This window comes from Pseudarthrobacter sp. NPDC080039 (assembly GCF_040702335.1).
GTDB lineage: Bacteria > Actinomycetota > Actinomycetes > Actinomycetales > Micrococcaceae > Arthrobacter > Arthrobacter enclensis_A.
Window position 1 is genome coordinate 1 of sequence record NZ_JBFBKY010000002.1, and the last position, 12,638, is coordinate 12,638.

Below are 12,638 nucleotides of genomic sequence, written 5' to 3' on the forward strand. Positions count from 1 at the left end.
GCTTTCGCCGTTCAATTCCCCAACCGACTCCCGATCTGACAAACCGGCAGACCGGACAACCGACCGGTCCCTTACACAGAAAACTTGACACCCCCCGCCACCACCCCGAGTCCATCGGGAGACGCCACGCCAAAGGTGTGGCGGACCGGCGGATGGAATACAGCCCCGACCGGGACGGCATGGCCTGGCTCTCCCTCTACCTCCCCGGGGACACCGCCTGCGCCATCTGGAACCGCACCACCGCCACCGCCCGCGGCCTCCAAGGACCCGACGAAACCCGCACCCTCAGCCAACTCCGGCCCGACATCGCCGCCTCACTGCTGCTCGGTGCCGGAAACCCTGCCGGGCCCATTAAGACACCCACCCCCAAGGCCGACGTCCTGGTCACCGTGCCCGTGTTCTCCCTCCTCGGCAGCACCGACGAACCCGCAGAACTCGACGGGTTCGGCCCAATCCCGGCTTCCATGGCCCGCAAACTCGTCGCTGACGGGGCGCATTCGTTCTACCGGGTCCTGGTCGACCCCCGCGACGGGGCACCACTGGAAATCGGCCGGAAGAATTACCGGCTCCCCGAAACCATCAAACGCTGGATTAGGATGCGCGACGCCAAATGCACGTTCCCCGGCTGCACCAACCACACCCCCGACAACGACACCGACCACCTGCAGGCCTGGGACCACGGCGGCACCACGAACGTCGGCAACCTGGCCCAACTCTGTCCCAAACACCACAGGCTCAAACACCACAGCACTTGGACACCGGATCCAGCCTGCGCGAAAGACTCACCCGGATGGACCTCACCCACCGGACGCCACTACCAACCCGAACACCCCGCCCCCGAACCACCACCCTGGCCGCCAGGAATCCTATCCGCGGAACACGCTGAAGCGGATGCGACACCTTTTCGGGACGACGACGTCCAGTGGCAACAGCTGCTTGCCGGGATGCCATCATGGCCCGACCCGCCAGCCGAAGAACCGGCAGGCGACAGCATCCTCGATTCGGATGAACTTTGCCCCAGCGATCCGCTCTGGGATGAGTTTTACGAAAACCCGCGCACTTTGCCGCCCGACCCGCAAACCGACCGGGAGCTGCTGCTCCCGCTGAGGTGACCGCCAAGCCATCGCACCGCCAACGGACGCGGGTGCTTGGGGTTACCCCAGCCCCACAGCCTTGCCAAAGAGGCTAAACCCCACGAAGGCCACGATATCCAGCAAGGCGTGGGCGACGACCAGCGGCATGACCCTGCGGGTCCGGGTGTAGAGCCATGCGAAAACTACGCCCATGACCGCGTTGCCGATGAACGGTCCAAAGCCCTGGTACAGGTGGTAGCTGCCGCGCAGCACGGAGCTCACCGCGATGGCGAGCGGCATGCTCCAGCCGAATTTGCCGAAACGGTCCAGGAGGTAGCCCACAACAATGACTTCCTCGAGCACTGCGTGGCGAATGGCGGACAGGATGAGGACCGGAACCGTCCACCAATAGGATTCGAGGGCGCTGGGGATGATCGCGGTGGTGATTCCCAGTGCGCGCCCTGCCGCGTAGAGGCCCAGGGACGGGATGCCGATCAGCGCAGCCAGCCCCATGCCCTGCAGCAGGTCCCGGCCCGGGCGTGCAAAGTTGAACCCCAGTTTCTGGAACGCAGAACGGGGGCCGGCCTCACCCGGCACCGTCTGGCGCTGGTCCGCCAGGAAGTACAGGACCAGCAGCACAGGCACCAGGGCAAAGATGATGTCCAGGAGCTGGTAGGTCAGGTCGAAATATTCACGGGTGCTCTGGGAGCGGTTCAGGGTGGACGTACCCTCGGCCAGCGGGGCCCGGGTCATCTTGTCCAGCAGCTGCACCACTGAGTAGACGGCCGACTGGCCCAGGGACAGGCCCAGGACGATCCAGACTTCGAGTCGAAGGCGACGGCGGGAGGGAACCAGCATGTTCCCATCTTGCCTGCAGTTTCTGGATCCGGGCTGATGGAGGAGCCGTCGTCTCACACCGGTTACGCGGGAAGACCTGGATGAGCCGCCCGGATCAGGCGGGTGCCACGATCACTTCGGTGCCGTTGGCCTCAAAGGCCGCCTTGTCGCGGGCAGAAATGCCGGCGTCAGTGATGAGCCTCGTGAACTCGTAGCCATCCATGGTGGCAAAGGCCCGCACGCCCACTTTGGAGGAGTCTGCCAGGACGTAGGACACCCGGGCCCGGGATGCCAGCAGGGCGTTAACGGAGGCCTCACCCTCTCCCGTGTTGGTGGGTCCTACCTCGGGGTCGATCCCATTGACCCCGATGAACGCGATGTCCAGCACCACCTTCTGCATGATGATGTCCGTGTAGGGGCCTACCAGCTCGTACGACCGCGGGTTGAGGATTCCACCCGTAACCATGACCTTGATGTTCGGCCGCACTGCCAGTTGTCCGGCGATATTGATCGCATTGGTGACCACGGTGAGCGTGGGCTGGTTGGAGGGCGCGTTCAGGTCCTCACGGGTAGCCAGGATTTGGGCCAGCGCGGTACTGGTGGTTCCCCCGCAGAGACCGATCACCGCTCCGGGCCGGATCAGCGCCGAGGCACACTGCGCGATCTGTTCCTTGGCCTCGGCGTGGTCGTCGCGGTTGTAGCGCCCGGGCAGATCGTAAGCGAGGGCACCGGTAGTGGCGCCGCCGCGGGTGCGGGTCAGCAGGCGGCGCTTGGCCAGGCTGTCCAGGTCTCGGCGCGCCGTGGCTGGGGAAACGTTGAGGGTGCTGACGATTTCATCCACCTCCACCTGGCCGGTCTTGGCCAGCAGGTCAAGAATCGCAGTCAACCGGTCAGTGCGGGTCATCCCAAGGGGCCTTTCGATACTGCAGCCACCACTCCTGATGACGCTTCCTGATTATAACCGAAGGGAAACGATCAGGAACAATCAAAACGCGGCCTTTCGTCAGCGCTCCCGCACGCCGGCCCGCCACACAGCGTACGTCAACGGCATCCCGGGCCGGTAGGCGAGGTGCGTGGCGGACGGGGCATTCAGCAGGTGCAGGTCGGCCCGGTGTCCGACGGCGATGGACCCCACGGCGCGCTCCCCGTCGGCGTCCCTTCCGCGTTCCTTGTGCAACGCCAGGGCTCCGCCATAGGTGGCCGCGCGGACGGCCTCGTGCACGCTTAGGCGCATCTGCAGGACGGCGGTGGTCACGCAAAAAGCCATGGAACTGGTGTACGACGTGCCGGGGTTGCAGTTGGAGGCCAGTGCCACCTGCACCCCCGCGTCCAGGAGGTCGCGCGCGGGGGCCAGTGGCTGGCGGGTGGAAAGGTCGCAGGCGGGAAGGCAGGTGGCAACGGTGCCCCGCTCCCCGGTCCCCGTTGCCGGGTCCCATCCGGACCAGGACGCGGCCAGGGCCTTGACGTCCTGAACGGCAAGGTAGTTCACGTGGTCCACGCTGGCGGCGCCAAGCTCGACGGCGAGCTGCACGCCAGGACCTTCACCGAGCTGGTTGCCGTGTACCCGCAGGCCCATTCCCGCGTCGCGGCAAGCCGTCAGCACACGACGGGACTGCTCGGCCGTGAAGGCCCCCTCTTCGCAAAAGACGTCGGCCCACTGGACGTACGGGCGGACGGCGGCGAGCATGGCACCGCACACAAGGTCGGTGTATTCGTCAGGGTCCTGTCCCGCGGGAACCAGATGGGCCCCCAGGTAGGTCACCTGGTCCGCCACGGTGGAGGCAATGCGCGCGCTGCGTGCCTCATGCTCAATATCCAGGCCGTAGCCGGTTTTCGTTTCCAGGTAGGTGGTTCCCTGGGAGACGGCCTCGGCAACCCGTCCCATGGCGAGTCGGGTCAGGTCAAAATCCGAGGTGGCACGCGTCGCGTTCATGGTGACGGCAATGCCGCCCGCGGCGTAGGCTTCCCCAGCCATCCGGGCCTCAAATTCCGCGGTTCGGTCGCCCGCAAAGAGGAGGTGGCTGTGGGAGTCGACCCACCCGGGGAGCATTGCCCTGCCGCCGGCGTCCACCACCCGATCGGCGGCCGGCGCACTGGCCGCGACACCGATCCAGGAGATCCGCTCCCCCTCAATGACCACCGCCGCGTCCTTCAGGACCCGGCGCTCCAGGTCCTGGGTCATCAGCTCGGCAATGTTGGTGATCAGGGTGCTCATAGGACCATTCTTTAACGCCGGATGGACCATCGCGTGGCGGCGAGCGCCTGTGCTGTCCGGGATTCCGGACGGTCTGCGGTTGCGTCGGGGGAAGCCGTCGTCCCTGCCAGTATCTGCTCCGCGGCCAGCTCCGCCAGGGCTGACGACGTCTGGAAGCCATAACCGCCCTGGCCGGCCAGCCAATAGAAGCCGGAGGCTTCCGCGTCGAACCCGGCCACGGGGACGCCGTCGGCTGCTTCCGTGCGCAGGCCGGTCCAGGCGCGGCGGATCTCCCTGATCCCCAAGCTGGTCAACGAATTCAATCGCTCCACCAGGCGTTCAACGTCGCCGGGGCGGGGCCGGGCGTCCTCGGGGCCGCTGGCCACGTGCTCGGACGGCGAGATGAGCACGTCGTTGCCTTCGCGGCGGAAGTAGAACGTGTTGTCCGCTGCCGCCACCATGGGGCTTTGCCCAGGAAGGGGATGTTCGACGGCGGCAATCGCCGCGGTGCGCCGGTACGGCTGCAGCCCCAGCTTCTCCACGCCACTGATCACCGCGAGCTCGTCAGCCCAGGCACCAGCCGCGTTGACCAGCACCCCGGCACTGAACCCCTCGGCACCGGCCCCCACCTGCCAGCCCGTACCCACCCGCTGGGCCGAATGCACACGTGCCCCCGTGAAGATGTCGGCGCCGGCGGCGAGCGCCTGTTTACGGTGCTCACTGAGGAGCAGGGGCGCGTTGCAGCCGAAGGAGCCGGTATCCAGGCCTGCGGCTGCGAAGGTTCCCGGGACCAGCGCCGGACACAATTCGAGGGCCCGGTCCACCGTGATGGACTGCATGTGTCCGCTGGCTTCCGCGGCCACCTCGGATTCGGACCCGACCAGCATGAAGCTGCGCGGCGTCAGGACCGGTTCCGGCAGTTCCGCGTCGCGGGCAGAGAGCAGCTCCAGGGTGCGCATCGTGAGTTCCTGCACCGCGGGCGGCCCGTAGCTCGGGATCAGCTGGCGGGCCGAGCGGGAGGACGTGTGGTATGCCAGCTCCTGCTCCGCCTCCACCAAACCAACGCTGCAGCGGCCAGCGAGCGCGGACGCCAGGGACAGGCCGGCAATGCCGCCGCCCACAATCAGGACATCGTAGTGTGCTGCCATCCGATCATCCTGCCAGAGTTCGCGCTCTCCGGGACTCCCGCCTCGACTGAATCCGGGTCAGGCTGCTGCCGCCTCGGCACGGCTGGCGACGAAGGCGCGGACGCACGCTTCGACGTCGTCCGCTGAATGGGCGGCGGACAGCTGTACCCGGATCCTCGCGGCACCGCGCGGGACCACCGGGAAGCTGAACGCGGTGACGAAAACGCCGTGCTGCAGCATCCGGTCGGCCACCTTGGCGGCCATGACGGCGTCGCCGAACATGACCGGGACGATAGCGTGTTCGCCGGGGAGCAGGTCGAAGCCTTCTTCCGTCATTCGGCGGCGGAACAGCGCGGCGTTTTCGAACAGCCGGCGACGCAGGTCACCGGAGTTTTCCACCAGGTCCAGCGCCTTGAGGGTGGCGGCCACGATGGCGGGCGCCAGCGAGTTGGAGAAGAGGTAGGGCCTGGCCTTCTGCCGCAGCATGGCGATGATCTCCCTGCGGCCGGACACATAGCCGCCCGACGCTCCGCCCAGGGCCTTGCCGAACGTGCCGGTGTAGATGTCCACGCGGTCCGAGACTCCTGCGTGTTCGGGCGTCCCCGCACCAGTGGCCCCCATGAAGCCCACCGCGTGGGAGTCGTCCACCATCACCATGGCGCCGTACTTGTCGGCGAGGTCGCAGATTTCCCTGAGCGGAGCCAGGTATCCGTCCATGGAGAACACGCCGTCGGTAACGATCAGTTTCCGGCGCGCGTCCTGCGCCTCCTGCAGGCGGCCCTCTAGCTCTGCCATGTCCCGGTTGGCGTACCGGTAGCGCTTGGCCTTGCACAGGCGGATGCCGTCAATGATGGAGGCGTGGTTGAGCGCGTCGGAAATCACTGCGTCGTCCGGGCCGAGCAGGGACTCAAAGACGCCGCCGTTGGCGTCGAAGCAGCTGGAGAACAGGATGGTGTCTTCGGTGCCCAGGAATTTGGAAACCCGGGCTTCGAGCTGCAGGTGCAGGTCCTGGGTGCCGCAAATAAAACGGACGCTGGCCATGCCGAAGCCGCGCTCGTCCATGGCGGCCTTGGCGGCGGTGATGATCTCGGGGTGGTCCGCCAGGCCCAGGTAGTTGTTGGCGCAGAAGTTCAGGACGTCGGCGCCCGGTCCGCCGATCCGGCCGGCGGTGATGTGGCTGGACTGGGGGGAGCTGATGCTGCGTTCTGTCTTGTAAAGGCCGGCTGAGCGGATTTCTTCCAGCTCGTCGCGGAGCTGGTCCTTGATGGAGGTGTACATGGGTTTCCTTACCGTCAGGTCTTACAGTCGGGTCCAGTCGAGGACTACTTTTCCGCCAACACCGCTGCGGGCAATCTCAAAGCCCTTCTCCCAGTCCGTGGCCGGCAGCGTGTCCGTCACCACAGCGGAAATTCCCGCGTGCAGCACGGGGTTGGAGGAGAGCATGGCGCTCATGGCGTACCAGGTTTCGTACATTTCGCGGCCGTAGATGCCCTTGAGCGTGAGCATATGGGTGACCACCTTGCCCCAGTCGATGGTGATCTCCTGGCTGGGCAGTCCCAGCATGGCGATCCGGCCGCCGTGGTTCATGTTGTCGATCATTTCAGGCAGGGCGGAGGGGTGGCCGGACATTTCCATTCCGACGTCGAAGCCTTCGCGCATGCCAAGCTCCCGCTGGGCGTCGCGGACGCGGGTGGTGGAGACATCGATGGCAAGGTCGGCACCGAGCTGCCGGGCCAGTTCCAGCCGGGGGCGGGAAACGTCCGTGATGGCGATCTTCCGCGCACCTGCGTGGCGTGCCACTGCGATGGCCATGAGGCCGATGGGACCCGCACCGGTGATCAGCACGTCCTCCCCCACGAGCGGAAAGCTCAGGGCCGTATGCGTAGCATTGCCGAAGGGGTCGAAGATTGCGCCCAGTTCGGGTGTGACTGATGGGTCATGGTGGACCCAGACGTTGGTTTCGGGGATGACCACATACTCGGCGAAGGCGCCGTCGCGCTGCACCCCCACACTGACCGTGTGGATGCACATCTGCCGGCGGCCCGCACGACAGTTCCGGCAGATCCCGCACACGATGTGGCCCTCGCCGGAAACCCGGTCGCCCACCTTGACGTCACGCACCTCCCAGCCGACTTCCACCACTTCGCCGTAGAACTCGTGCCCGGCGATGAGGGGGGCTTCGATCATCCCCTGCGCCCAGGCGTCCCAGGACTGGATGTGCAGATCAGTGCCGCAAATACCGGTGGTCATGACCCGGATTTTCACGTCCGCCGGGCCAGCCTGGGGTTCGGGGCGGTCTATGAGTTCGAAACCGGCCTGGGGGCCGGCCTTGTACAGGGCCTTCATTGGCATCCTTACTTCATGCAGCTATAACGGGGGGAACGGCGTCTCCTCCTCATTGAAGCCCCGCCGACGCTTTAGCACAACAGGATTCTTCTCAATCGACGATGTAGCAAAGCTAAGGGATAGACTGGGCTAGTGGAGGTTCATCAGCTTGAAATCCTGCGGGAACTCGGCGTCCTGGGAAGCGTGAAGGCGGTAGCCGACACCCTCATGGTGACGCCGTCGGCGGTCTCCCAGCAACTGGCACACCTGCAGCGCTCCGTGGACGTTCCACTGACGCGCAAGGAGGGCCGGAACCTGGTACTGACCGAGGCGGGCCAGGTACTTGCCGACGCGGGGGCCGCCGTCGTCAGCGCCATGGCCGAAGCCCGGGGTGCGTTGGGCACCTACCATGGCTCCCCTGCCGGCAGGGTGACGGTCAGCGGGTTCCACAGCGCGGGACAGGCCCTGTTTGCACCGCTGGCCCGGATGCTGGACCAGCCGGAGCACCCCCGGATCGAACTGTCCGACGAGGACGTCGCGCAGCAGGACTTCCCCGCCCTGACCGCACGGTACGACCTGGTCCTCGCGCACAGGATGGACCACAGCCCGCGCTGGCCCGCGGACCGCGTGGCCGTGATCCCGCTGGCCCACGAACCCCTGGACGTCGCCCTGCCCGCCAACCACCCCCTGGCCCGGAGGGACACGGTAACCGCGGACGACGTCGGCGCCGAGGCGTGGGTGACCAGCCACCCCGGGTACTCCCCCGCCGATGTCCTGTCCGCCATCGCTGCCGTCTCCAGCCGGGTGCCCAACATCATTCACCGCATCAACGACTATTCAACGGTCGCGGCCCTCGTGGGCGCCGGCGGAGTGGTGGGGCTGCTGCCAAGGTACACGGCAGGCCCGGTCCTCAACCCGGACATCGTGCTGCGTCCGCTGGAAGGCATCAGCACCCGCCGCAGGATCGACCTGCTGGCCAGGCCGGAAAACCTGAAGCGGAGGGCGGTGGTGATGGTCTGCGAGGCGTTGGAAGACATCATGGCAGGGCTGGTGCAGCAGGGCTGAACGCGGCGCGCCTGCGGGAGGCTGCGGGTCCTTGCCGGGCGCTACGAGTCCTCGGCATCCTGGCCGTTGCCCTTGCCCATCCTGTGTCCAAGGCCTTGACCGTGCCCCAAGCCCTGGTTGTGTCCCAGGCCGGGGGCGTCGCCGGCGCCCTTGACGATCCGATTGGCGGTTGCCTTGTCCCCGTCCTTGACGCCGGAGATGCGCACGGTGTCTCCAACCGCAATGTCGGCAATCGTTCCGCCTGCCGCCTTGGGCCGCTTGCCGTCGTCGCCCTTTGCACCCGGGGTGGGCGCTGCGCCCGGGCTGGCCGTTGCTCCCGGGCTGGCCGTTGCTCCCGAACCACCGGCGCCCGCGGCCGGAAGCCTGGTGATTCTTGTGTTGCCGTTGACGGTGTAGGTCTGGGAGAAGCCGTCCTCGCTCCTGACCGTAATGGCGGTGCCGCTCACAGACTCCACGGTCCCCTGCTGCTCCAGCTCGGTGGTGAAAGTGCCGTCCGGGTTCTTGACTACGGCCTCCCCATGGAGGGGCTGGGCGCGCTGGACTTTGCCGGGTTTGTTGTGTCCTGGAGCGTTGCCGGAGTTTCCCGGCGCCGATCGGGACGGAGCGGGTGACGCCGACGGTGTCGGTGCGGCCGTGACTGTGGCGGACCATGCCAGCGCGGCCCCGGTCCCGGTCAGTGCGAGGGCTACCGCGCACACAACCGCCACCCTGCGCATCCTCATTGGCTCCCGGACCGCCATGGCTGTCCCTCCCGCGCGCTCGTGCCGCAACTCCACGCCGTCGCACCGGCGCCTTGTGGGCTCAAGTGTAAGTCCGCCAGGAGCCCGCAGCCACGGGTACTTTTGGGGAGCGCCGCCTGAGTACTTAAAGCGAACCGGGCCGCAGTTATTGCCGTTATGAGGGCTCAAAACGGCATCTACTGCGGCCCGGTTGGGTAGGAAACGCTAGACCGTGACGCCCAGCTTCTCCAGGATGAGTTCCCGGACGCGGACGGCGTCGGCCTGGCCGCGGGTGGCCTTCATGACCGCGCCCACGATGGCGCCGATGGCCTGTACCTTGCCGCCGCGGATCCTGTCCGCCACGTCGGGCTGGGCTGCGAGGGCGGCATCGATGGCTTCCAGGAGGGGACCGTCGTCGGACACGACCGCCAGGCCGCGCTTTTCGACGATCTCTTCCGGGGTGCCCTCGCCGGCGAGTACGCCGTCCAGGACCTGGGAGGCCATCTTGTTGTTGATCTTGCCGGCTTCCACCATGCGGCTCAGCTCCACAACGGTGGCGGGGCTGACGCCCAGCTGGCCGGGGTCAACGTCGGCGGCCTTGGCGCGGCCCACGATCTCGCCCATCCACCACTTGCGGGCCACTGAAGCGGAGGCACCGGCGGCGATGGTTTCCTCGATCTCGTCCAGGACGCCGGCGTTCACCACGTCGCGGAACTCCAGGTCGGAGTAGCCCCAGTCCGCCTTGAGGCGCTTGCGGCGCTCAGCCGGAGGTTCAGGCAGGGTGGCGCGCAGTTCCTCGATCCATTCGCGGGACGTAACCACGGGGACCAGGTCCGGTTCCGGGAAGTAGCGGTAGTCGTCCGCGTCTGACTTGGGCCGGCCCGACGTTGTGGTGCGGGTGTCCTCGTGCCAGTGCCGGGTCTCCTGGACAACCGGGTTGCCGGAGTCCAGTACGGCTGCGTGGCGCTGGATCTCGTAGCGGACGGCGTGTTCGACGGCGCGCAGCGAGTTCACGTTCTTGGTTTCCGACCGGATGCCAAAACGTTCGCGGCCGTGCGGACGGAGCGACACGTTGGCGTCGCAGCGGACGTTGCCGCGTTCCATGCGCGCGTCGGACACGCCCAGGTTCTTCACGATTTCCCGGATGGCGGCCACGTAGGCCTTGGCCAGTTCCGGGGCGCGGGAACCCGCGCCCTCGATGGGCTTGGTAACGATTTCCACCAGCGGAACGCCGGCGCGGTTGTAATCCACCAGGGAGAAGTCGGCGCCGTGGATGCGGCCCGTAGCCCCGCCCATGTGGGTCAGCTTGCCGGCGTCCTCCTCCATGTGTGCGCGTTCGATCTCCACGCGGAATACGGTGCCGTCTTCCAGCTCGATATCCAGGTAGCCGTCGTACGCGATGGGCTCGTCGTACTGGGAGGTCTGGAAGTTCTTGGGGGTGTCCGGGTAGAAGTAGTTCTTCCGTGCAAAGCGGCAGGATTCGGCGATCTTGCAGTTCAGGGCCAGGCCGATCTTGATGGAGGACTCCACGGCGGTCTTGTTCACCACGGGCAGGACACCGGGCATTCCCAGGTCCACCTCATTGACGTTCGTGTTGGGCTCGTCGCCAAAGACGTTGGGCGCGGAGGAGAACATCTTGGTCTTGGTGTTGAGCTCCACGTGGACCTCGAACCCCAGGACGGGATCGTACTTCTCCATGGCCTCATCGAAGCTCAGGATTTCGTCGGTGCTCATTATTTTGCCTCCTGGGTTTCGAGGGATTCAGCGGCAAGGTCGGGCGCCTGGGCCAGCAGCGGGCCGCCCCACTTGGCTTCGAGCAGCGATTCCAGGACCGCACCCACCCGGTACAGTCGGGCGTCCTCGCGGGCCGGGGCCAGCAACTGGATGCCGACTGGCAGCCCGTCCTCATCCGCGAGGCCGCCGGGCAGCGACAGGCCGGGCACGCCGGCGAGGTTGGCGGGGATGGTGGCGACGTCGTTCAGGTACATGGCCAGCGGATCGTCCAGTTTTTCGCCGAGCGGGAACGCCGTGGTGGGGGCGGTGGGCGAGATCAGGACGTCGGCCTGCGCGAAGGCGGCCTCGAAGTCCCGCTGGACCAGGGTGCGGACTTTCTGCGCGGAGCCGTAGTAGGCGTCGTAGTAGCCGGCGGACAGGGCGTAGGTGCCCAGGATGATGCGGCGCTTGACCTCGTCCCCGAAGCCGGCGGCGCGGGTGGCACCCATGACGCGTTCAATCGTCATGGGACCCTCTTCGGGGAGGACGCGCAGGCCGTACCGGACGCCGTCGAACTTGGCCAGGTTGGAGGAGGCCTCGGACGGCATGATCAGGTAATAGGCGCCCAGGGCGTACTGGAAGTTGGGGCAGGAGACCTCCACGATCTCCGCGCCCGCGTCCTTGAGCAGCTCCAGGGCATCATTGAAGCGGTTTTCGACGCCCGCCTGGTAGCCCTCGCCGTGCAGTTCCTTGATGATGCCAATGCGGAGCCCCTCAACGCTGCCGGTCTTCGCGGCGGCGACGAGGTCCGCCAGCGGGTCCGGCAGGGAGGTGGAATCGCGGGGGTCGTGGCCGCCGATGACCTGGTGCAGCAGGGCGGAGTCCAGGACGGTCCGGGTAACGGGGCCGATCTGGTCCAGTGAGGAGGCCATGGCGATGGCGCCGTAGCGGGAGACGCTGCCGTAAGTGGGCTTCACGCCCACGGTGCCGGTGACGGCGCCGGGCTGGCGGATGGAACCACCGGTGTCCGTGCCCAGGGCCAGGGGCGCTTCGAAGGCGGCAACGGCGGCAGCGGAACCGCCGCCGGAGCCGCCGGGGATCCGGTCCAGGTCCCAGGGGTTGCGGGTGGGGCCGTAGGCCGAGTGCTCCGTGGAGGAGCCCATGGCGAATTCGTCGAGGTTGGTCTTGCCCAGGATCGGCATCTTGGCCGCGCGCAGGCGCTCGACGACGGTGGCGTCGTACGGGCTGTGCCAGCCTTCGAGGATCTTCGATCCGGCGGTGGTGGGCTGGCCGATGGTGACAATAAGGTCCTTGACGGCGATGGGAACGCCGGCCAGGAAGTGCAGGGCTTCGGCTTCCGCTCCGCCGGCGGCGCGGATGGCATCGACTTCCGCAGCAACGGCGAGCGCTTCCTCGGCGTTGACGTGCAGGAAGGCATTGACCTTGCCGTCCACGGCGGCGATCCGGTCCAGGTAGGCCTGGGTTGCCTCGACGGCGGTGACCTCGCCGGCACGCAGTTTCTCGGCGAGCTGCGCTGCAGACAGGCGGATCAGGGTATCGGCGCTGATGTTCTGTTCAGTCATGG

10 protein-coding genes and 1 pseudogene are annotated in these 12,638 nt (G+C 67.0%); 2 read left to right on the forward strand and 9 right to left on the reverse strand.

Going from position 1 to position 12,638, the window contains the following annotated elements:
* Positions 1-95: 95 nt before the first annotated feature.
* Positions 96-1,112: pseudogene (locus AB0313_RS02025) on the forward strand (DUF222 domain-containing protein); the annotation flags it as partial.
* Between the two features lie 42 nt (positions 1,113-1,154).
* Here the strand turns inward: AB0313_RS02025 and AB0313_RS02030 are convergent.
* From AB0313_RS02030 to tdh, 6 genes are all read right to left on the reverse strand, one after another.
* A complete protein-coding gene (locus AB0313_RS02030) occupies positions 1,155-1,931 on the reverse strand; it encodes a type II CAAX endopeptidase family protein (protein WP_366303269.1) in 777 nt (258 codons plus the stop codon).
* Positions 1,932-2,025: 94 nt separating this feature from the next.
* Complete coding sequence (locus tag AB0313_RS02035) at positions 2,026-2,814, reverse strand: DeoR/GlpR family DNA-binding transcription regulator (RefSeq protein WP_366303271.1); 789 nt, start codon at positions 2,812-2,814, stop codon at positions 2,026-2,028.
* A gap of 99 nt (positions 2,815-2,913) precedes the next feature.
* Complete coding sequence (gene hutI / locus AB0313_RS02040) at positions 2,914-4,125, reverse strand: imidazolonepropionase (protein ID WP_366303273.1); 1,212 nt, start codon at positions 4,123-4,125, stop codon at positions 2,914-2,916.
* Between the two features lie 11 nt (positions 4,126-4,136).
* Complete coding sequence (locus AB0313_RS02045; RefSeq protein WP_141940685.1) at positions 4,137-5,252, reverse strand: FAD-dependent oxidoreductase; 1,116 nt, start codon at positions 5,250-5,252, stop codon at positions 4,137-4,139.
* Between the two features lie 57 nt (positions 5,253-5,309).
* The gene (locus tag AB0313_RS02050; protein WP_366303275.1) at positions 5,310-6,509 is read right to left on the reverse strand and encodes a glycine C-acetyltransferase; all 1,200 of its coding nucleotides are present in this window, start codon (positions 6,507-6,509) and stop codon (positions 5,310-5,312) included.
* Between the two features lie 21 nt (positions 6,510-6,530).
* A complete protein-coding gene (gene tdh, locus AB0313_RS02055) occupies positions 6,531-7,577 on the reverse strand; it encodes an L-threonine 3-dehydrogenase (protein ID WP_141940683.1) in 1,047 nt (348 codons plus the stop codon).
* Between the two features lie 132 nt (positions 7,578-7,709).
* Here tdh and AB0313_RS02060 point away from each other — a divergent pair, with 132 nt between their 5' ends.
* Positions 7,710-8,621, forward strand: coding sequence for a LysR family transcriptional regulator (locus tag AB0313_RS02060; protein WP_141940682.1), 912 nt, complete (start codon positions 7,710-7,712; stop codon positions 8,619-8,621).
* A gap of 41 nt (positions 8,622-8,662) precedes the next feature.
* Here AB0313_RS02060 and AB0313_RS02065 read toward each other — a convergent pair whose 3' ends face one another.
* The 3 genes from AB0313_RS02065 to gatA form a co-directional block, all read right to left on the reverse strand.
* Positions 8,663-9,337, reverse strand: coding sequence for a hypothetical protein (locus tag AB0313_RS02065; protein ID WP_366303745.1), 675 nt, complete (start codon positions 9,335-9,337; stop codon positions 8,663-8,665).
* Between the two features lie 228 nt (positions 9,338-9,565).
* Complete coding sequence (gene gatB, locus AB0313_RS02070; RefSeq protein WP_366303278.1) at positions 9,566-11,074, reverse strand: Asp-tRNA(Asn)/Glu-tRNA(Gln) amidotransferase subunit GatB; 1,509 nt, start codon at positions 11,072-11,074, stop codon at positions 9,566-9,568.
* Positions 11,074-12,636 (reverse strand): Asp-tRNA(Asn)/Glu-tRNA(Gln) amidotransferase subunit GatA, encoded by a 1,563-nt coding sequence (gatA, locus tag AB0313_RS02075; RefSeq protein WP_366303280.1) that lies wholly within the window; start codon positions 12,634-12,636, stop codon positions 11,074-11,076. Before gatA ends, gatB begins: the two co-directional genes overlap by 1 nt.
* Between the last annotated feature and the right edge of the window lie 2 nt (positions 12,637-12,638).

Bases quoted from the DNA above. Each gene is read 5' to 3' on its own strand.
- AB0313_RS02030 (WP_366303269.1), bottom strand. From the start codon at position 1,931: ATGCTGGTTCCCTCCCGCCGTCGCCTTCGACTCGAAGTCTGGATCGTC.
- AB0313_RS02035 (WP_366303271.1), bottom strand. From the start codon at position 2,814: ATGACCCGCACTGACCGGTTGACTGCGATTCTTGACCTGCTGGCCAAG.
- tdh (WP_141940683.1), bottom strand. From the start codon at position 7,577: ATGAAGGCCCTGTACAAGGCCGGCCCCCAGGCCGGTTTCGAACTCATA.
- gatB (WP_366303278.1), bottom strand. From the start codon at position 11,074: ATGAGCACCGACGAAATCCTGAGCTTCGATGAGGCCATGGAGAAGTAC.
- AB0313_RS02050 (WP_366303275.1), bottom strand. From the start codon at position 6,509: ATGTACACCTCCATCAAGGACCAGCTCCGCGACGAGCTGGAAGAAATC.
- AB0313_RS02045 (WP_141940685.1), bottom strand. From the start codon at position 5,252: ATGGCAGCACACTACGATGTCCTGATTGTGGGCGGCGGCATTGCCGGC.
- gatA (WP_366303280.1), bottom strand. From the start codon at position 12,636: ATGACTGAACAGAACATCAGCGCCGATACCCTGATCCGCCTGTCTGCA.
- AB0313_RS02065 (WP_366303745.1), bottom strand. From the start codon at position 9,337: ATGCGCAGGGTGGCGGTTGTGTGCGCGGTAGCCCTCGCACTGACCGGG.
- hutI (WP_366303273.1), bottom strand. From the start codon at position 4,125: ATGAGCACCCTGATCACCAACATTGCCGAGCTGATGACCCAGGACCTG.